The 17966-nt window shown below is 70.7% G+C and carries 14 protein-coding genes; 8 read left to right on the plus strand and 6 right to left on the minus strand.

The window, feature by feature from the left end:
• Positions 1–148 precede the first annotated feature (148 nt).
• Positions 149–1570, plus strand: a complete 1422-nt coding sequence (locus FJM51_RS16525) for a TldD/PmbA family protein (protein ID WP_140455246.1) — start codon at positions 149–151, stop codon at positions 1568–1570.
• On the opposite strand, the gene topA is transcribed toward FJM51_RS16525, so the two are convergent.
• Entirely contained in the window at positions 1571–4162 is a 2592-nt protein-coding gene (gene topA / locus FJM51_RS16530) for a type I DNA topoisomerase (RefSeq protein ID WP_140455247.1), read from the minus strand.
• 133 nt (positions 4163–4295) lie between these two features.
• The gene (locus tag FJM51_RS24825; RefSeq protein ID WP_306419444.1) at positions 4296–5555 is read right to left on the minus strand and encodes a calcium-binding protein; all 1260 of its coding nucleotides are present in this window, start codon (positions 5553–5555) and stop codon (positions 4296–4298) included.
• A gap of 656 nt (positions 5556–6211) precedes the next feature.
• Here FJM51_RS24825 and oxlT point away from each other — a divergent pair.
• Positions 6212–7540 carry an oxalate/formate MFS antiporter gene (oxlT, locus tag FJM51_RS16540; protein ID WP_140455249.1) on the plus strand — a complete coding sequence of 443 codons (1329 nt, stop codon included), beginning with the start codon at positions 6212–6214 and terminating at the stop codon, positions 7538–7540.
• A gap of 90 nt (positions 7541–7630) precedes the next feature.
• On the opposite strand, the gene dprA is transcribed toward oxlT, so the two are convergent.
• On the minus strand, positions 7631–8767 hold the full coding sequence (gene dprA / locus FJM51_RS16545) for a DNA-processing protein DprA (RefSeq protein WP_140455250.1): 1137 nt from the start codon (positions 8765–8767) through the stop codon (positions 7631–7633).
• A 137-nt stretch (positions 8768–8904) separates the two neighbouring features.
• Between dprA and FJM51_RS16550 the strand changes: the two genes are divergently transcribed.
• Both FJM51_RS16550 and rnr read left to right on the plus strand, forming a co-directional pair.
• On the plus strand, positions 8905–9669 hold the full coding sequence (locus FJM51_RS16550; protein ID WP_140455251.1) for an MBL fold metallo-hydrolase: 765 nt from the start codon (positions 8905–8907) through the stop codon (positions 9667–9669).
• A 78-nt stretch (positions 9670–9747) separates the two neighbouring features.
• On the plus strand, positions 9748–12000 hold the full coding sequence (gene rnr, locus FJM51_RS16555) for a ribonuclease R (RefSeq protein WP_140455252.1): 2253 nt from the start codon (positions 9748–9750) through the stop codon (positions 11998–12000).
• A gap of 66 nt (positions 12001–12066) precedes the next feature.
• On the opposite strand, the gene FJM51_RS16560 is transcribed toward rnr, so the two are convergent.
• Positions 12067–12615, minus strand: coding sequence for a histidine phosphatase family protein (locus FJM51_RS16560; protein ID WP_140455253.1), 549 nt, complete (start codon positions 12613–12615; stop codon positions 12067–12069).
• A 187-nt stretch (positions 12616–12802) separates the two neighbouring features.
• On the opposite strand from FJM51_RS16560, the gene FJM51_RS16565 reads away from it, so the two are divergent.
• On the plus strand, positions 12803–13015 hold the full coding sequence (locus FJM51_RS16565) for a CbtB domain-containing protein (RefSeq protein ID WP_140455254.1): 213 nt from the start codon (positions 12803–12805) through the stop codon (positions 13013–13015).
• 4 nt (positions 13016–13019) lie between these two features.
• Positions 13020–13781 (plus strand): CbtA family protein, encoded by a 762-nt coding sequence (locus FJM51_RS16570; RefSeq protein WP_210240313.1) that lies wholly within the window; start codon positions 13020–13022, stop codon positions 13779–13781.
• A gap of 13 nt (positions 13782–13794) precedes the next feature.
• Here FJM51_RS16570 and FJM51_RS16575 read toward each other — a convergent pair whose 3' ends face one another.
• Complete coding sequence (locus FJM51_RS16575) at positions 13795–14790, minus strand: 2-hydroxyacid dehydrogenase (RefSeq protein ID WP_140455256.1); 996 nt, start codon at positions 14788–14790, stop codon at positions 13795–13797.
• A 161-nt stretch (positions 14791–14951) separates the two neighbouring features.
• Here FJM51_RS16575 and FJM51_RS16580 point away from each other — a divergent pair, with 161 nt between their 5' ends.
• Positions 14952–16190: a lytic murein transglycosylase gene (locus FJM51_RS16580; protein ID WP_140455257.1), complete on the plus strand. Its 1239-nt coding sequence runs from the start codon at positions 14952–14954 to the stop codon at positions 16188–16190.
• Positions 16191–16296: 106 nt separating this feature from the next.
• On the opposite strand, the gene zapE is transcribed toward FJM51_RS16580, so the two are convergent.
• Positions 16297–17400, minus strand: a complete 1104-nt coding sequence (gene zapE / locus FJM51_RS16585; RefSeq protein ID WP_233713159.1) for a cell division protein ZapE — start codon at positions 17398–17400, stop codon at positions 16297–16299.
• Positions 17401–17617: 217 nt separating this feature from the next.
• Between zapE and FJM51_RS16590 the strand changes: the two genes are divergently transcribed.
• On the plus strand, positions 17618–17941 hold the full coding sequence (locus FJM51_RS16590; protein WP_140455258.1) for a hypothetical protein: 324 nt from the start codon (positions 17618–17620) through the stop codon (positions 17939–17941).
• The last annotated feature ends 25 nt before the right edge of the window (positions 17942–17966 follow it).

Here is a 17966-nt window from a genome sequence, read left to right on the forward strand (position 1 = left end):
ACGGCCGTTGCATCCGCGTCCCGGGACAGCTGCGAGCCGTGTTGTAACCGAATACGGATGAACCATATTAAGGCCGCGAGAACAAGACGCGCCTTTGGTCCTATTGCCTCCGGCGCGCGCCGCTCGCGAAGCCAGAGGAGGCAAGACCATGCCCGCGACCCCCCGTTTCAGGCCTTTCGAGACGCATCTGGACGAGGGTCTGGCGCTCGCCGAGCTGCGGCTGACGGTCGCGGGCGCCGATGACGGCGAGCTTTTCCTCGAGCGCCGCCGCGGCGAGGCGCTTCTCTTCGACGACGGGCGGCTCAGGACCGCGAGCTATGACGCGGCCGAGGGATTCGGCCTGCGCGCGGTGCGGGGCGAGACCGTCGGCTACGCCCATTCGACCGAGATCTCCGAGGCCGCCCTCGCCCGCGCCGGCGAAACGGCGCGGCTCGCCGTCGGCGCCGGGGGCGGGGTGCTCGCCGCGCCGCCGAAGGCGACCAACCAGCGCCTCTATACCGACCACGACCCGTTCGACGACGCGGCCTTCGCCGTGAAGGTCGAGATGCTGCGCGAGATCGACGCCTATGTGCGCGAACTCGACCCCGGCGTCGCGCAGGTGACCGCGAGCCTCGCCGCCTCGATGCAGGAGATCGAGATCCTGCGCCCCGAAGGCGGCCGGCTCGCCGAGGCGCGGCCGATGGTCCGGCTCAACATCTCCGTCATCGTCGAGGAGAACGGCCGGCGCGAATCGGGCAGCGCGGGCGGCGGCGGCCGCTACGGGCTCGCGCCGCTCATGGGCACCGACCACTGGAAGGCGGTGGCGCGCGAGGCGCTCAGGGTCGCGAAGGTGAACCTGCGCGCGGAACCCGCGCCCGCGGGCGTGATGGACGTGGTGCTCGGCCCCGGCTGGCCCGGCATCCTGCTCCACGAGGCGATCGGCCACGGGCTGGAGGGCGATTTCAACCGGAAGCGGACCTCGGCCTTCGCGGGCCTGATGGGCGAGCGGATCGCCGCGCCGGGCGTGACGGTGGTGGACGACGGCACGATTCCCGACCGCCGCGGCTCCATCTCCTTCGACGACGAGGGCACGCCCTCGGGCCGGACCGTGCTGATCGAGGACGGCATTCTCGTCGGCTACATGCAGGACCGGCAGAACGCCCGGCTGATGGGGGTGGCGGCGACCGGGAACGGCCGGCGGGAGAGCTTCGCCCACGCGCCGATGCCCCGGATGACCAACACGATCATGCTCGGCGGCGACACCGATCCGGCGGATCTGCTCGCCGGGCTCCGGGACGGGATCTACGCCGTCGGCTTCGGCGGCGGGCAGGTCGACATCACCAACGGCAAGTTCGTCTTCTCCTGCACCGAGGCCTATCGCGTGAAGGACGGCAAGGTCGGCGCCCCGGTCAAGGGCGCGACGCTGATCGGCGACGGCGCGACCGCGCTCCGCCACATCCGGGGGATCGGCAACGACATGGCGCTCGACCCCGGGATGGGCAACTGCGGCAAGAACGGGCAGTGGGTGCCGGTCGGCGTCGGCCAGCCCACGCTGCTCATCGGCGGGCTGACCGTGGGCGGCAGCGCCTGATCACTCGCCCGAGGCGACCTTCTTCGGCCGGGCGGCCGCCTTCGGGGCGGCCTTCTTCGCCGGCGCCTTCTTCGCGGCGGTCTTGCGCGCGGCGGTCTTCTTCGCCGGGCGCTTCGCGGCGATGAGTTCCAGCGCCTGGTCGAGCGTCACCGCCTCGGGCGCGGTCTCCTTCGGGACGGTCGCGTTGACCTTCTCCCATTTGACATAAGGCCCGTAGCGCCCCTCGTAGAGGCCGATCTCGCCGCCCTCGGGATGCTCGCCCAGCACCCGGATCGGCTTCACCGCCGCCCGGCCGCCGCCCCGCGCCGCCTTCTGCGCCAGAAGCTCCACCGCGCGGTTCATGCCGATGGTCAGGACCTCCTCGGGATCCTTGATGTTCGCATAGACCTTGCCGTGCTTCACATAGGGGCCGAAGCGGCCGATCGAGGCCTCGACCTTCTCGCCATCCTCCGGATGCATGCCGATCAGCCTCGGCAGCGACAGCATGTCGAGCGCGCGCCGAAGATCGACCGTGGAGGGATCCATCCCCTTCGGGATCGAGGCGCGCTTCGGCTTCGGCGTCTCCTCGGTCACCTCGCCGAGCTGGACATAAAGCCCGTAGGGGCCGACGCGCAGCGAGACCGGCGTCCCGTCGTCGTCATAGCCGAGCAGCTTGCCGTCCGGCCCCGCCGCGTCGCCGCCCTCGACCTCGCCCGCGAGCGGCCGGGTATAGCGGCATTCGGGATAGTTCGAGCAGCCGATGAAGGCCCCGCCCGAACGCGCGGTGCGCAAGGAGAGCCGGCCCGTGCCGCAGGCCTTGCAGCGCCGCGGCTCGGGATCCTCGGGCGTCACCGGGAAGAGATGCGGCTCCAGCACCTCGTTGATCTTCTCGAGCACGTCGGTGATGCGCAGTTCCGCCGTCTCGCCCAGCGCGGCGGAGAAATCCTTCCAGAACCGCGCCAGCAGCGCCTTCCAGTCCTCGGCGCCGGTGGTGACCTTGTCGAGATCCTCCTCGAGGTCGGCGGTGAAGTTGTAGTCGAGATAGCGGCCGAAATAGCTCTCGAGGAAGGCCGTCACCAGCCGCCCCTTGTCGCGGGGCAGCAGCCGGTTCTTGTCCTTCCAGACGTAGTCGCGCTCCTGGATCGTCGAGACGATCGAGGCATAGGTCGAGGGCCGGCCGATGCCGAGCTCCTCCATCCGCTTCACCAGCGTCGCCTCGGTATAGCGCGGCGGGGCCTGGGTGAAATGCTGTTCCGGCGTCACCCGGCGCTTGTCGGCGGGCTCGCCCGCGACGATCCGGGGCAGCCGGCCGCCGTCCTCGTCGTCGACGAGCTCGAAATCCTCGTCGTCGCGGCCTTCGGTATAGACCTTCAGGAAACCGTCGAAGGTGACCACCTGACCGGTCGCGCGGAGCCCCACGGCCTGATCGGCGGAGGTGACTTCGATCACGGTCCGCTCGAACCGCGCCGCCTCCATCTGGCTCGCGAGCGATCGCTTCCAGATCAGGTCGTAGAGCCGCGCCTGATCGGATTCGAGCCGGAGCTTCTCCGGGCTCGCGCCCATGTCGGTCGGCCGGATGCACTCATGCGCTTCCTGCGCGTTCTTGGCCTTGTTCTTGTACATGCGCGGGCTCTTCGGCACGTAATCCGCGCCGTAGCGCCGCCCGATCTCCTCGCGCGCGGCCATCACCGCCTCGGGCGCCATGTCGATGCCGTCGGTCCGCATGTAGGTGATGTGCCCGGCCTCGTAGAGCCTTTGCGCCGCGTTCATCGTCTGCCGCGCGCCGAAGCCGAACTTGCGGCTCGCCTCCTGCTGCAGCGTCGAGGTCATGAAGGGCGCGGCCGGGTTGCGGCTCGCGGGCTTCGATTCGACCGAGCCCACGGCGAGGTCGCGCCCGTTGATCTCGGCGACCGCGCGGCTCGCCGCCGCCTCGTCCCCGAGATCGAACTTGTCGAGCTTCTTGCCGTCGAGCGTGACGAGCCGCGCCTCGAACGCGTCGCCGCGCGGCGTGCCGAGCAGCGCCTTCACGCTCCAGTATTCGCGGGCCCTGAAGGCCTCGATCTCCATCTCGCGCTCCACGATGAGCCTGAGCGCGACCGACTGCACCCGGCCCGCCGATTTCGCGCCGGGGAGCTTGCGCCAGAGCACCGGCGAGAGGCGGAAGCCCACGAGATAATCGAGCGCGCGCCGCGCGAGATAGGCCTCGACCAGTTCCATGTCGATCTGGCGCGGATTTTCCATCGCCGTCGTCACCGCGTTCTTCGTGATCGCATTGAAGACGACGCGCTCGACCTCGGTATCCTTCCGGATCGCCTTGCGCTTGGTCAGCGCCTCCAGCAGGTGCCAGGAGATCGCCTCGCCCTCGCGGTCGGGGTCGGTGGCGAGGATGAGCTTGTCGTCGTCCTTCAATGCCTCCGCGATCGCGCGGACGTGCTTCTGGCTGTCGGAGGCGACTTCCCACTTCATCTCGAAGTCGTGGTCCGGATCGACCGACCCGTCCTTGGGCGGCAGATCGCGCACATGTCCGTAGGAGGCGAGGACGATATAGTCCTGCCCGAGATACTTGTTGATGGTCTTCGCCTTGGCGGGCGACTCGACGACGACTACGGCCATGCGCTACCCCTCGCGCGGGCCGTTGGGCCGGCGCCGCGACGGCGGCTTAAATGTGGCCCCGCCGCGGGCTTGTCAACATCGGCCCGCCGCCGCCCCGGGAGCGGGCGCCCCCGGAGGCGCCTTCCTCGCCCGCTCAGAGGATGAGATCCGCGGCCGTCGCGGAGCCCGCCGCGGTCGTGTCGTAGCTGATCTCGTAGGTTCCCGTGCCGCCCCAGTCCCGGGCCACGACATAATAGGTCCCGGTCGTCTCCGCCTCGTGCTCCAGGTGGGAATCGTAGGTCTCCCAGTCGTCGTTCTCGTCGATCAGGTTCCCCCCGGCGTCGCGGAGTTCCATGACGGGATCGTACAACGTGCCCGACCCGCTGTCCGCCCCACGCATGTCGAAGGCATAGGTCTCGCCCGCCGTGAGCGTCACGGCGAACCAGTCGGTGTCCTCCGGGGTGCCCAGAAATCCCGAGACGGTCTCGCCGGCCGCGAGCGGCGTCGCCGTCTCCGTCGTGTCGCCATGGTCGTCGACATAGACATCGGAGGTCATTGCCAGCGTGTATGTCCCGGTGGAGGTGGAATAGCTGGTGGCGGCCACGTAGTAGGTCGCGGTCTCCTGCGCGATGAAGACGAGATGCGCGTCGAGTCCCTCTCCGCCGTCGTCGTCGCCGTTGATCCAGTCCCCGTCCGCGTTGAGGAGATCCATATACGGATCGGCGTTCGTCCCGCCGCCACCGTCCACGCCGCTGAGGTCGATCGTGTAGAGCCGGCCCGCCTCGACATTGATCGCGAACCAGTCGGAGTCGGACGCGATTTCGATGTTGCCCTGAACCGGCGTGTCCTCCGCGAGGCTCCCGGCCCGGTCCGGGGAGGCGCCGTAATCATCGTCGTACCAGGTGATCTGGCTCATGATGTCGCCGGTGACGCCCACGAGCTTGATGTCATGGAAGCTCCCGCCGGCGTTCCACGTGATGTAGGTGTCGCCATTGGCCTGCCACACGGAGCCCTCGCCGCGCGACGGTTCCGCGCCGTAGCCTTCGTAGAGGCCGAGCAGGCCGAGCGGGCGCAGGTCGATCGTGTCCTCGGCGGAGAAGTCGAGAATCTCGTCCGCCTGCCCGATGGTGAAGTCGCCGGCATGCAGCGGGCCGAACCGGAAGACGTCGTGGCCGGAGCCGCCCTGGAGCAGGTCATGGCCCGTCCCGCCGACCAGCGTGTCGTCGCCCCGCCCCCCGCGCAGTACGTCGTCGCCCGCGCCGCCGCGCAGCACGTCGTTCCCGTCGCCGCCAAGCAGGGTGTCGTCGCCCGCGTTGCCGCGCAGCGTGTCATCACCGCCGCGCCCGCGCAGCCAGTCGTCACCTCCCCTTCCGGAAATGAAATTGTCGTCATGGTCGCCGATAATGCGCGCCATGGCCCCCTCCATGTCGTAAAGCGGCCGCGGCCGCGCCCCACTGAAAACAGAGAATGCGATTCCAGCCCGCGCACCTAACGGCGCGACCGGACAATTACTTTCGCCAATTCGAAGATTGGGTGGCATTGACCCGACCTTTTGGCGGACGGCTCAATCGATAATGGTAAAATTTTATCATTCGCCAAGAAGCAGTCAACGATTCGCGCCGCCGCGCTCGGCCCGCGCGAGGCTCGGGAGGAGACTCACGTTCCTCCGGGAGTGGCGGCGTCCGGCGCCCCCGGGGTAGGAGCGCGGCGGGTGCCCGCGGCCGCGACTCGACTCTCCGCCGGGCGCGCGCCCCTCATCCACCACGAAGGGATTCGACGGCGTGGGAAGACCCCGTTTCCGGCATTCGGGCCGCGATACCTGCGACATACTGTCGCGATTTCTCCCTCGACGGACGTGGATTCCAGCTTCCCGGCGTCCGGAACTGCGTCATTGTGTCGCAACTAGACTGGTATACTTGGTTTGGCATGCCAAATACGTTGACTCGCCGGAGGCTTTATTGTGTCCTTCGATCAAGCTGGTGGAACAACCGCTGGCTGACATACAACAGAGACGGCGCACCGGATCATTGGCACGAGACCGATGGACGGCGCCCTGGAGGAGACTTACCGATGGATAAACAACGCGCCGTCGCCCTCGGCGGCGGACAGGGAGGCTTTGCGACCAACCGCTGGGCCCAGCTCGCGCTCGGCGTGGCCTGCATGGTCGCCGCGTCCAACATCCAGTATTCCTGGACCCTGTTCGTCCCCGAGATCCAGGAGACCACGGGCTGGACCCGGGCCGCGATCCAGACCGCCTTCACGATCTTCGTCCTCGTCCAGACCTGGAGCACGCCGGTCGTCGGCCATTTCATCGACACGCGCGGCCCGCGCAACGTGGTGATGTTCGGCGGCGTCGCGATCTTCATCGCCTGGCTCATCAACTCCTACGCCGGCTCGCTCACCGGCTTCTACGTCGGCGGCGCGATCGGCGGCCTCGGCGTCGCCTGCGTCTACTCGACCTGCATCAACAACGCGCTGAAATGGTTCCCGGACCGGCGCGGCCTCGCGGTCGGCCTCACGGCGGGCGGCTACGGCTCCGGCACGATCCTGACGATCCTGCCGATCGCCCACATGCTCGAGACCTCGGGCTACCAGCACACCTTCTTCGTCTTCGCCTTCATCCAGGGCATCGTGATCTTCGCGGTCGCCACCTTCCTGCGCGCCCCGAAGGAAAGCGACACCGCCGGCTACGCCGCCAACGTCGCGCAGTCGCGGCGTGACTACACGCTGCAGGAGGCGCTGCGCACCCCGGTGTTCTGGGTCATGCTCGGCATGTTCACCGCGACCGTCACCGGCGGCCTGATGGCGGTGGCGCAGCTCGGCGTCATGGCGGAGGACCTCGGCGTCAAGGAAGCCCCGGTCAACTTCTACTTCTTCACCATGGCCGCGCTGCCGATGGCGCTGATGATCGACCGGCTGATGAACGGCATCTCGCGCCCGCTCTTCGGCTGGATCTCCGACCACATCGGCCGCGAATACACGATGTTCCTCGCCTTCGCGATCGAGGGTACCGGCATCTTCGCCCTCGCCCATCTCGGCGGCAATCCGGTCCTCTTCGTGCTGCTCTCCGGCGTGGTCTTCCTGGCCTGGGGCGAGGTCTACTCGCTCTTCTCCGCCACCGCGGGCGACGCCTTCGGCACCAAGCACATCGGCAAGATCTACGGCGCGCTCTATACCGCCAAGGGTATCGCCGCGCTGCTCGTCCCCTTCGGCAACATCCTGATGGAAGCCACCGGAAGCTGGTCGAGCGTGCTCTATACCATGTCGGTGCTCGACATCTCCGCCGCCATCTGCGCCGTCCTCGTGCTGCGGCCCCTGCTCCGGCGTCATCATCAGCTGTCGGAGACCGCCGGGCTTGACCCCGAGATCGCCGGCGCCCGCGCGCATCCCGCGGAATAGCGTTACTCCCGGCCACTAACGTGGCCAGCTGCCTCGGGCGGACCTCGTGTCCGCCCGCTTTTTTTTGCGCGCAAGCTCCGTGACGCCCCGTCAGCCGGCTCCGGGGGCGAGGCCGACGCCGCCGCCCGGGTGGCGCAGCACATGGCCCGCGAGTTCGAGATCGAGCAGCGCCGCCGCCACCTCCGCCGCGCGGCCGCCCAGATCCCGGATCAGCGCGTCCTCCGCGATCGGCGTCGGCCCCAGCAGCGCGAGCAGCCGCGAGCCGAGCTCGCCGCCCTCCGGCGGCGGCGCGGCGGGGGCGGGCCGGGGCACCCGAATCACCCCGCGCCGCGCCGCCGCCGGCGCGAGCGCCTCGAGAACGTCCCCGGCGTCGCGCACGAGCAGCGCCCCGTCCCGAATCAGCGCGTTGCAGCCCGCCGCCCGGGCATCGAGCGGATTGCCCGGCACCGCCATCACCTCCCGCCCCTGATCGAGCGCGGCGCGCGCCGTGATCAGGCTGCCGGAGCGAAGCGCGCCCTCGACCACGACGACGCCGAGCGCGAGGCCGGAGATGATCCGGTTGCGGCGCGGGAAATCCCGGGTCCGGGGCGGATGCCCCATGGGCATTTCCGAGAGCCGGAGCCCGCCCGCGCCGATCGCCGCCGCGAGCTCGGCGTTCTCGGGCGGATAGACCTCGTCCACCCCGCCCGCCTGGATCGCCACCGTCCCGCCGTCGAGCGCGGCGCGATGCGCGGCCGCGTCGATCCCGCGCGCCAGCCCCGAGACGACGACGAACCCCGCCGCGCCGAGATCGCGCGCGAGCCGCGCCGCCATCCGGCAGCCCAGCGCGGAGGCGTTGCGCGCGCCCACCAACGCCACGGCGGGCCGCGCCGCCAGCGCCGGATCGCCCAGCGCCCAGACGAGCGGCGGCGGGTCCGGAATGCGCGCGAGCCGGGGCGGATAATCCGCCGCGCCGAGCGCGAGCGGCCGCGCGCCCAGCGCCGCGCCCGCGCGGAGTTCCGCCTCGGCCGCCTCCCGCGGGAAGGGCGCGTAGTCGCGCAGCCCCGCCTCGGAGGCGAGGCCCGGCAGCGCGCGCAGCGCCCGGGCGGCGGAGCCGTGCTCCCGCGTCAGCCGCAGGAACGTCACGGGACCGACGCGGCGGGACCGCGCCAGCCGCAGCCAGTCGATCAGCTCCTCCCGCGACGCGGGCGGTTCGGGCCCCGCGGGGCCCTCCGGATCCTCGGTCATGCGCGCACCTCCTGGCCTCCGGGGATAGTCGCCTGGCGGTTAACCCCGCGCTAAGCCCCCCGCGGCGTCGCGCCCCTGTCAACTTCCGCGCGCCGCGCTAAGCTCTCCCCCGGCAACGCATGAGAGGGAGCCGAGCGATGTCCTATTCCCGACGGAAGGCCCTGGGCTTCGCGGCGCTCGCGGGGGCCACGCTGGCCGGCCTGCGCGCCGCCTGGGCGATGGAGGGCGACAGCTATGACACGGAAGCGGGCGAGATCATGATCCACCCGGTACGCCACGCCTCCTTCGTGATGACGACGCCCGGGCTCGTCGTTTACAGCGATCCGGTCTGGGGCGCGGAGCTCTACGACGGGCTGCCCCGGCCCGGGCTCATCCTGATCACCCACGAGCACAAGGACCATTTCGACCCCGAGACGCTCTCCGCGCTCGTGGGCGAGGATACCCGCCTCGTCACCAACCCTTCCGTCCACGACAAGCTGCCCGAGGCGCTCCGGATGAAGGCGACGCCGCTCGCCAACGGCGAAAGCGCGACCGCGGGCGACATCGGGATCGAGGCGGTGCCCGCGTACAACACGACCCCGGACCGGCTCCAGTATCACCCCAAGGGCCGCGACAACGGCTATGTGCTCACGATCGGCGGCCAGCGGATCTACATCGCGGGCGACACGGAGGACATTCCGGAACTGCGCGCGCAAGAGGACATCGACATCGCCTTCGTGCCGATGAACCTGCCCTATACGATGGATGTGGAGCAGGCGGCCTCCGGCGTCGCCGCCTTCGCGCCGAAGGTGGTCTATCCCTATCACTACGGCGAAAGCGATCTCGACGCCTTCGAGAAGGCGCTGGAAGCCTCCGGCGCGCCGACGAAGGTGGTGCGCGGCGCCTGGTATCCGACAAGCTGAGGGACCGGGGGGCGGTCCCCCTCGGAGCGCCCCCCGATTTCCCGCGACGCGCGCCGCGGCCCGTGCTAACGCGATCCCATGAGAGACCTTCCCTCCGAGGCGCAACTGCTCGACTGGCTGCGCGACAATCCCTCCACCACGACGAAGCGCGACATCTCGCGCGCCTTCGGCCTCAAGGGCGCGGCCAAGGTCGAGCTCAAGCGGATGCTCGCCCGGCTCGCTCGCGAGGGGAAGATCGAGAAGAAGGGCCGGCGCGCGCGCCCCGCCGGCGAACTGCCGCCCGTCCTGGTGCTCCGCGTCGCCGAGGTGGACGCCGAGGGCGAGCTCTGGGGCGAGCCGGAGGAATGGGAGATCGACGGCCCCCGGCCGCGCTTCCTGATCCAGACCCGCCGCGACGATCCCGCGCTCGGCCAGGGCGACCGGCTGCTCGGCCGGCGGATCGCGCTCGACACGCCCGAGGCGCCGCCCGCCGCCCGGGTGATCCGGCGCATCGGCATGGGGCCGAGCCGCGTCATCGGCATCTATCACGAGAGCGAATCCGGCGGCCGCGTCGCCGCGATCGACAAGAAGACCGACCGCGACTGGCGCGTCGAGCCCGGCGACCGCGCCGGCGCGCGCGAGGGCGAGCTCGTGGAGGCCGAGCAGATCGGCGCGCCGCGTGGCCACGGACTGCCGCGGGCGCGGATCGTCGCCCGGCTCGGCGATCCCTCGGCACCGAAATCGGTCTCGCTGATCGCGATCCACGAGCACGGCATCCCCGACGATTTCCCCGACGCGGCGCTGGCGGAAGCCGAGGCGGCGAAGCCGGTCCGCGCGGGCAAGGCGCGCGAGGACCTGCGCGAGCTTCCGCTCGTCACCATCGACCCGGTGGATGCGCGCGACCACGACGACGCGGTCTGCGCGCATGCCGACACCGACCCGACCAACCCGGGCGGCCATGTCGTCTGGGTCGCCATCGCCGATGTCGCCCATTACGTCACCCCCGGCTCCGCGCTCGACCGCGAGGCGAAGCGGCGTGGCAATTCCACCTATTTCCCCGACCGCGTCGTGCCGATGCTGCCCGAGGCGCTCTCGGCCGACCTCTGCTCGCTCGTCGCGGGCAAGAACCGGCCCTGCCTCGCCGTGCGCATGGTGCTGAGCGCCGAGGGCGAGAAGCTCTCGCACCGCTTCACCCGCGGCCTGATGCGCTCGCCCGCCTCGCTCTCCTACGAACAGGCGCAGCGCGCGGCCGAGGGCGCGCCCGACGCCGAGACCGCGCCGCTGGTCGAGACCGTCATCGCGCCGCTCTGGGCCGCCTGGCGCGCCGCGCACAAGGCGCGGGACCGGCGCGCGCCGCTGAACCTCGACCTTCCGGAGCGGCGGATCGTGCTCTCGGACGAGGGCAAGGTCGTCTCGGTCAATTTCCGCGACCGGTTCGACGCGCACAAGGTGATCGAGGATTTCATGATCCTCGCCAATGTCTGCGCCGCTGAAACGCTGGAGGCGAAGAAGACCCGCCTGCTCTACCGCGTCCACGAGGAACCCTCCCCCGAGAAGCTCGACGCGCTCCGGGAGACGGCCGAGAGCGTCGGCCAGGTGCTCGCCAAGGGGCAGGTGCTGAAAACCGCGCATCTCAACCGCCTGCTCGACGGCGTGGCGGGGACCGAGCATGCCGAGATGATCAACATCTCCGTGCTGCGCTCGATGACGCAGGCCTATTACGCGCCGGAGAACTTCGGCCATTTCGGCCTCAACCTGCCGCGCTACGGCCATTTCACCTCGCCGATCCGCCGCTACGCCGACCTGATCGTGCATCGCGCGCTGATCCGGGCGCATGGCTGGGGTCCCAACCCCAGGGTGGACGGGCTGACCGGCCAGGAGGAGATCGACCTGCCCGAGATCGGCGAGCATATCTCGATGACGGAGCGGCGCTCGATGATGGCGGAGCGCGACACGATCGACCGCTACCTCGCCGCCTATCTCGCCGACCGCGTCGGCACCGAATTCGAGGGCCGCGTCTCGGGCGTCGCGCGCTTCGGCCTCTTCGTGAAGCTCGACGAGACCGGGGCGGACGGGCTCATCCCGATCTCGATGCTGGGGCGGGAATATTTCACCTACGATCCCGACAGCCAGACCCTGACCGGCGAGAAGAGCCGCCGCCGGATCGGCCTCGCCGACCGCGTCGTGGTGCGCCTCGCCGAGGCCGCGCCGGTGACGGGCGGCCTCCTCTTCGAACTGCTCTCGATCGAGGGCCGCGCGATGCCGCGAAGCGGCCGGAGCCCGACGAGCCGGACCCCGCGCCCGAAACTCGCGAAGAGCCGGAGCTTCGCCCGCAAACGCGGCCGCGCGTAGGGCGGACATCTGTCCGCCACCCCCGCCGTAGGGCGGACCTCGGTCCGCCACCCGCCCCCCACCCCCTCAGAACCGCACCGACCACCGCCCGTCCCGCCGGCTCAGCGCCACCCGCGCGAGCGGCGGCGCGTCGATGCGCCAGAAGCTCGCGGGCGGCGCGCCGAGAAGGCTCACCACCGCCGCGCGGAAGATCGCCTGCGGCACGACCGCGACGCCCCGCCGCGCCTCCGGCACCGCCGCGAGCCAGGCCGCGGTCCGCGCCACGACCATCGCCACGCTCTCGCCGCCGGGCGCCGCCGCCTCGGGATCGCTCAGCCAGGCGAGCAGTGCCTCGGGCGCGTCGCGCTGGACCTGCCCGAGGCTCCGCCCGGCCCAGGCGCCGACCGCGATGTCGCGCAGCGCCGGCTCCGCCTCCGGCGCGGCTCCGAGCCCGAGCGCCGACGCCGTCTCGACCGCGCGCCGCTCCGGCCCGTGCCAGAGCCGTTCGACCCGGCCGAGCCCGGCGCCGAGCTTCGCGGCGCGCGCCAGCGAATCCGCTTCCGGCGGCTCGTCCTCCGGGAAGGCGGCCACACGCGTCGCGGAGGTGGGGCAATGGCAGACGAGGAAGAGGCGCATGGTCCTTCCCTTGGCGCGGGGCTGATTGACGCGGGCTCGGCGGCGCCCTACCGTGATCGTGAACGGACGGGAAGCCAGTGCGAGTCTGGCACGGTCGCGCCGCTGTGACCATCCGCGACGGTTGGAAGTCAGACCCCGCCGGTTCGAGACAGAGACATCCGGGCGCGCATTCCCGAGGAGACACCGCATGGCCGAGACCGCCGCCTTCCCCGCCGCTTCTCTTCCGGGGCCCATCCCGGTCGGGGAGATCCTGCCCTGGGCGGTCTTCGCCGGGCTGCTCGCGTTGATCGCGCTCTATTTCATCGGCGCGGAGCAGGGGGCGACCGCGGTCTTCTCCGGCATGGGCGTGCACGAATTCGTCCACGACGGGCGCCACCTGCTCGGTTTCCCCTGCCACTGACATGATGGGACAGCTGCTGCTGCGCGGGATGCTGGTCGGCATCCTGGCGGGCCTGCTCGCCTTCGGCTTCGCCCGCGTGTTCGGCGAACCGCAGGTCGCGCGCGCCGTCGCGCTCGAGGGCGAGGGCGGGCACCATCACGGCGAGGCGGAGGCCGGGGAGCATGACCACGACGCCGCGCACGATCCCGGCGCGGGCATTTCGCGGGGCACGCAGGCCGGTATCGGCCTGCTGACCGGAACGACGGTCTACGGGGTGGCGCTCGGCGGCGTCCTCGCGCTCGTCTTCGCCGGGGTTCAGGGCCGCCTCAGCGCGCTGCGCCCGCGGGCGACCGTCGCGTTGCTGGCGCTCGGCGGCTTCGTCGCGCTGGTGCTGGTGCCGGGGCTCAAGTATCCGGCCAATCCGCCCGCGGTCGGCAGTCCGGAGACGATCGGGATCCGCACCGCCACCTTCTTCATGATGCTGCTCTTCTCGGTCGGCGCCATGATCCTCGGCGTGATGATCGCCCGGCACCTGACGGCGGCCCATGGCGCCTGGACCGCGTGGCTCGTTGGGATCGGGGCCTATGTGGTCCTGGTGGCCCTTGTCATGCTGATGATGCCCACGCTCGACGAGGTTTCCGGTTCGGGCTTCCCGGCCGGGACGCTGTGGGAGTTCCGCCTCGCCTCGCTCGCGATCCGCGCCGTGGTCTGGGCCGTGCTCGGCATCGGCTTCGGCATCGCGGCGGAACGCGTGCTCGCGCGGGGGAACCACCAGGCCCGGGCCTGAAACCCGGGGGCGCTCAGCCCGTCCTCAGCGGATGGGCGGGCACCCCCGTCGCCTCGAAGGCGTCGAGGTTCCTTACCGTCGTCTCGGCGATCGCGGCCAGCGCCTCGGCGGTGAAGAAGCCCTGATGCGCGGTGATGAGCACGTTCGGGAAGGTCATGAGCCGCGCCAGCACGTCGTCCTGCAGGATCCGTCCGGAGAGATCCTCGAAGAAGATCCCCGCTTCCTCCTCGTAGACATCGAGACACAATCCGCCGATGACGCCGCGCTTCAGGCCCCGGATCGCGGCGCGGGCGTCGATGATGGCGCCCCGGCTGGTGTTGACGATCATCACCCCCGGCTTCATCCGCGCGATCGCCGCGTCGTCGACCAGATGATGCGTCCCGGGCGTCAGCGGGCATTGCAGCGAGATGACGTCGCTTTCCGCGAACAGCGTCCCGACCGGGACGTAGCGCACGCCGAGCGCCAGGCATTCGGGATTCTCGACCGGGTCGGCGGCCAGCACGCGGCAGCCGAATCCGGTCAGGATCCGCGTCAGCACGGCGCCGATGAGCCCGGTGCCGACCACGCCGACCGTCTTGCCGGCGAGATCGAAGCCGAGCAGCCCGTCGAGCGCGAAATTCCCGTCCCGCACCCGGTTGTAGGCGCGATGGGTCTTGCGGTTCAGCGTCATGATCAGCGCCACCGCGTGCTCGGCGACCGCGTGCGGCGAATAGGCGGGCACGCGGCCCACGGCGACGCCCGCCGCCTCGGCCGCGGCCAGGTCGACGTTGTTATAGCCCGCGCAGCGCAGCGCGATCAGCCGGACGCCGCGCGCCGCCAGCCCCTCGATCACCGGCGCCGAGAGGTCGTCGTTCACGAAGGCGCAGACCGCGTCCCGGCCCTCGGCGAGACGGAGGCTCGCGGGCGAGAGCTTCTCGCCCCAGAAATGCCAGTCGTGCCGCCCGGCGCCCGGCGCGTTCGGGAGCGACGCCTCGTCATAGGGTTTGCCGCTGAAGACCGCGACGCGCATGTCCCACCTCCCGCCTCGTTGCCCGGATCGCCGAGCCTCGCCCGGCGGCCGGGCCCGGTCAATGCGCCGCGGTCGGCGGAAATTCGCCAGAATCGCTTTCGCAGGCGCGGCCTCCCGCGGTAGCCTCGGAGGAAAACGAACATCGAGCCGGAGGCAGGCCCTTGAGACATCTATCCTTGGCCGCGCTCGTCGTCGTTCTCGGCGCGGCGGGCTGCGGTGGCGGAGCGACCTCGCAACTGGGACCGGGCCCGGAGGCGTCCCGGAGCCAGCCCAGTCCGCAACCTTCCGATTTCATCGCCTGGCGCGACCAGTTCCGCCGCCAGGCCATCGCGCAGGGCATCGAGCCCGGCGTGTTCGACGCCGCCTTCGCCGGCGTCGGCGTCAATCCGACCGTGGTGCGCCTCGACGGCAAACAGGCCGAATTCACCAAGCCGATCTGGGACTATCTCGACAGCGCCGCCTCGCCGACGCGGGTGGAGACCGGCCGCGCCAACGCCGCCCGGCTCGGCGCCACGCTCGATGCGATCGAGGCGCGCTACGGCGTCGACGGGCAGGCCGTGCTCGCGATCTGGGGGATGGAGACGAATTACGGCAGGAACCGGGGCGACATCCCGGTGATCGAGGGGCTCGCCACCCTCGCCTATGACGGCCGCCGCCGCGCCTTCGCCGAGGAGCAGCTCGTCGACGCGCTCCGGATCCTGCAATCGGGCGACACGACGCCCGCGCGGATGGTCGGCTCCTGGGCCGGGGCGATGGGCCATACCCAGTTCATGCCGTCGAGCTATCTCGCCTACGCGGTCGATTTCAACGGCGACGGGCGGCGCGACGTCTGGTCCGACGATCCGACCGACGCGCTGGCCTCCGCCGCGAACTATCTCGCGCATTCGGGCTGGGAACCGGGCCAGCCCTGGGGGCTCGAGGTGCACATGCCGCCGGGCTTCGACTACGCGCGGGCGGACCAGAAGAACCGCCAGCCGGTCTCCTACTGGCGCGCGCGAGGCGTGACGCTGATGGACGGCCGGCCGCTGCCCGATCATGGCGAGGGGGCGATCATCGCCCCGGCGGGGGCGCGCGGGCCGACCTTCATCGTGTTCCGCAACTTCTACGTCATCAAGCGCTACAACAACGCCACATCCTACGCGATGGGCGTCGGCCATCTCGGCGACCGGATCGCGGGCGCGTCCGATTTCGTCGCCGCCTGGCCGCGCGACGAGCGCGAACTCAGCCGGACCGAGAAGGTCGAGCTGCAGGAGCGGCTGATGGCGGCGGGTTATCACCCCGGCTCGACCGACGGGGTGATCGGCCCCGACACCACCAATGCGATCCGGGGCTACCAGAGCGCGCGCGGCATGACGCCCGACGGCTTCGCCACCGCCTCCCTGCTCGAGCGGCTGCGGTAGCGGCGCGGCGGGGGAATATGTCTATGCATATTTCCCCGACCGATCCCGGCGGATGCCTCGCCCGGCCAATATGCATATGCATATGCATATCCGCGGGCCGACGGCCTCAGTGGAGCCAGTCGGAGCCGCGCATTTCCTGGAGGCGGGAGGCGGTGCGTTCGAATTCGAAGGCGCCCGCGCCCTCGGCGTAGAGCCGCTCCGGCTCGGCGGCCGCGGAGATGACGAGCCGGGTCCGCGCCTCGTAGAGCGCGTCGATCAGCGTGACGAAGCGTTTCGCCTCGTTGTTCTTCGCGGGCGAGAGCACCGGCACGTCCTCGAGCAGCAGCCAATCGAGCGTGTCGGCGATCGCGAGATAATCCGCGGGGCCCAGCGGCTTCGCGCAGAGATCGGCGAAGCCCGCGCGCGCGACCCGGCCCTCGTGCGCGGGGAGCCGGACCTCGCGGCCCTGCACGTCGAGCACGAGCGGCATGCCGGGACCCGTGGTCAGCCGCCGCCAGACCTCCTCGACCCCCTCCGCCGCCTCGGGCCCCAGCGGCGCGAAATAGACCTTCGCCCCGGTCACCCGGTCCTGGCGGTGGTCGACATGGCTCGCGAGTTCGTGGAGCTCCAGCTTCTCCTTGATGAGCGCGATGAAGGGCAGGAAGAGCTGGCGGTTCAGCCCGTCCTTGTAGAGCTCGTCCGGCGCGCGGTTCGAGGTGGTGACGATGACCACGCCGCGTTCGAAGAGGCGTTCGAAGAGCCGGCCCACCAGCATCGCGTCGGTGATGTCGGTGATCTGCATCTCGTCGAAACAGAGCAGCGTCGCGCCATCCGCCACCCGGTCGGCGACAACGCGCAGCGGATCCTTCACGCCCCTCCCGCGCTCGACATGGATCGCGGCGTGGATCTCCTGCATGAAGGCGTGGAAATGCACCCGCCGCTTCGGGCGGAGCGGCGCGGAGTCGAAGAAGATGTCCATCAGCATCGACTTCCCCCGCCCCACGCCGCCGTAGAGATAGAGGCCGGGCACCGCCTTTTCCTCGAGTCGCTCGCGGCCCCAGCCGAAGAAGCCGAGGCCGACCCGCTTCGGCCGGGCCGGGTTGTAGTCGACGAGGCGCATGTGCAGGAGCTGGAGCTTCTCCACCGCGAGGCGCTGGGCGGGATCGTTGTCGAGCTTCCCCTCCGCGACGCGGGCGCGGTAGACGGCCATCGGCCCCTTCGTCTCCGCCATGCCTCAGGCTTTCCGGGAGCGGGCGCGCGCGGCGCGATGGGGGCGGAGAAGGCGGTCGGTCATGGGGGCTCCGGAGACGGGAATGCCGGCGGCATCCTCCCTATCATCTCCGCCGGTCAGGTCAACGGCGGGCCGCCCGCGCGGCTTTTCCCGCGCTGCGAACCGGGCTAGTGTCGGTATCGCGCCGGGGTTCGGCGTCTGGAGCGGGGGTTTCTCGATGTCGGATCGCAGCTGGACGATCTCAGGCCTCAATGGCGGCGACGCGTTCTTCCAACAGGTCGTCCCGGTCGACCAGATCGCGGAGAGCGAGGTGAAGGAACTGCTGCGGCGGCTCGCCTCGCGCCATCTCGGCGAGGCCGACGTGGTGGCCTGTTCGCTCGGCTCCGACTTCCGCGCCGCGGCGCTGGACCTCGCGGAACTGACGGAAGGCCCCTACGGTTTCACGACCGACACCGGCTTTCCGATCCGCTACACCGCCGTCCTCGGCGAGGTTCCGGAGGCGGAGGAGACGCCCGGGGAGGACGCGCCGGCCGAGGAGTGAGCGCCTCGGTTCAGAATCGGTGATG

This window comes from Amaricoccus solimangrovi (genome assembly GCF_006385685.1).
Classification (GTDB): Bacteria; Pseudomonadota; Alphaproteobacteria; order Rhodobacterales; family Rhodobacteraceae; genus Amaricoccus; species Amaricoccus solimangrovi.

What these genes read in the sequence shown, in the direction of transcription:
- FJM51_RS16525 (WP_140455246.1), top strand. Translation starts at nt 149, where the DNA reads ATGCCCGCGACCCCCCGTTTCAGGCCTTTCGAGACGCATCTGGACGAG.
- topA (WP_140455247.1), bottom strand. Translation starts at nt 4,162, where the DNA reads ATGGCCGTAGTCGTCGTCGAGTCGCCCGCCAAGGCGAAGACCATCAAC.
- FJM51_RS24825 (WP_306419444.1), bottom strand. Translation starts at nt 5,555, where the DNA reads ATGGCGCGCATTATCGGCGACCATGACGACAATTTCATTTCCGGAAGG.
- oxlT (WP_140455249.1), top strand. Translation starts at nt 6,212, where the DNA reads ATGGATAAACAACGCGCCGTCGCCCTCGGCGGCGGACAGGGAGGCTTT.
- dprA (WP_140455250.1), bottom strand. Translation starts at nt 8,767, where the DNA reads ATGACCGAGGATCCGGAGGGCCCCGCGGGGCCCGAACCGCCCGCGTCG.
- FJM51_RS16550 (WP_140455251.1), top strand. Translation starts at nt 8,905, where the DNA reads ATGTCCTATTCCCGACGGAAGGCCCTGGGCTTCGCGGCGCTCGCGGGG.
- rnr (WP_140455252.1), top strand. Translation starts at nt 9,748, where the DNA reads ATGAGAGACCTTCCCTCCGAGGCGCAACTGCTCGACTGGCTGCGCGAC.
- FJM51_RS16560 (WP_140455253.1), bottom strand. Translation starts at nt 12,615, where the DNA reads ATGCGCCTCTTCCTCGTCTGCCATTGCCCCACCTCCGCGACGCGTGTG.
- FJM51_RS16565 (WP_140455254.1), top strand. Translation starts at nt 12,803, where the DNA reads ATGGCCGAGACCGCCGCCTTCCCCGCCGCTTCTCTTCCGGGGCCCATC.
- FJM51_RS16570 (WP_210240313.1), top strand. Translation starts at nt 13,020, where the DNA reads ATGGGACAGCTGCTGCTGCGCGGGATGCTGGTCGGCATCCTGGCGGGC.
- FJM51_RS16575 (WP_140455256.1), bottom strand. Translation starts at nt 14,790, where the DNA reads ATGCGCGTCGCGGTCTTCAGCGGCAAACCCTATGACGAGGCGTCGCTC.
- zapE (WP_233713159.1), bottom strand. Translation starts at nt 17,400, where the DNA reads ATGGCGGAGACGAAGGGGCCGATGGCCGTCTACCGCGCCCGCGTCGCG.
- FJM51_RS16590 (WP_140455258.1), top strand. Translation starts at nt 17,618, where the DNA reads ATGTCGGATCGCAGCTGGACGATCTCAGGCCTCAATGGCGGCGACGCG.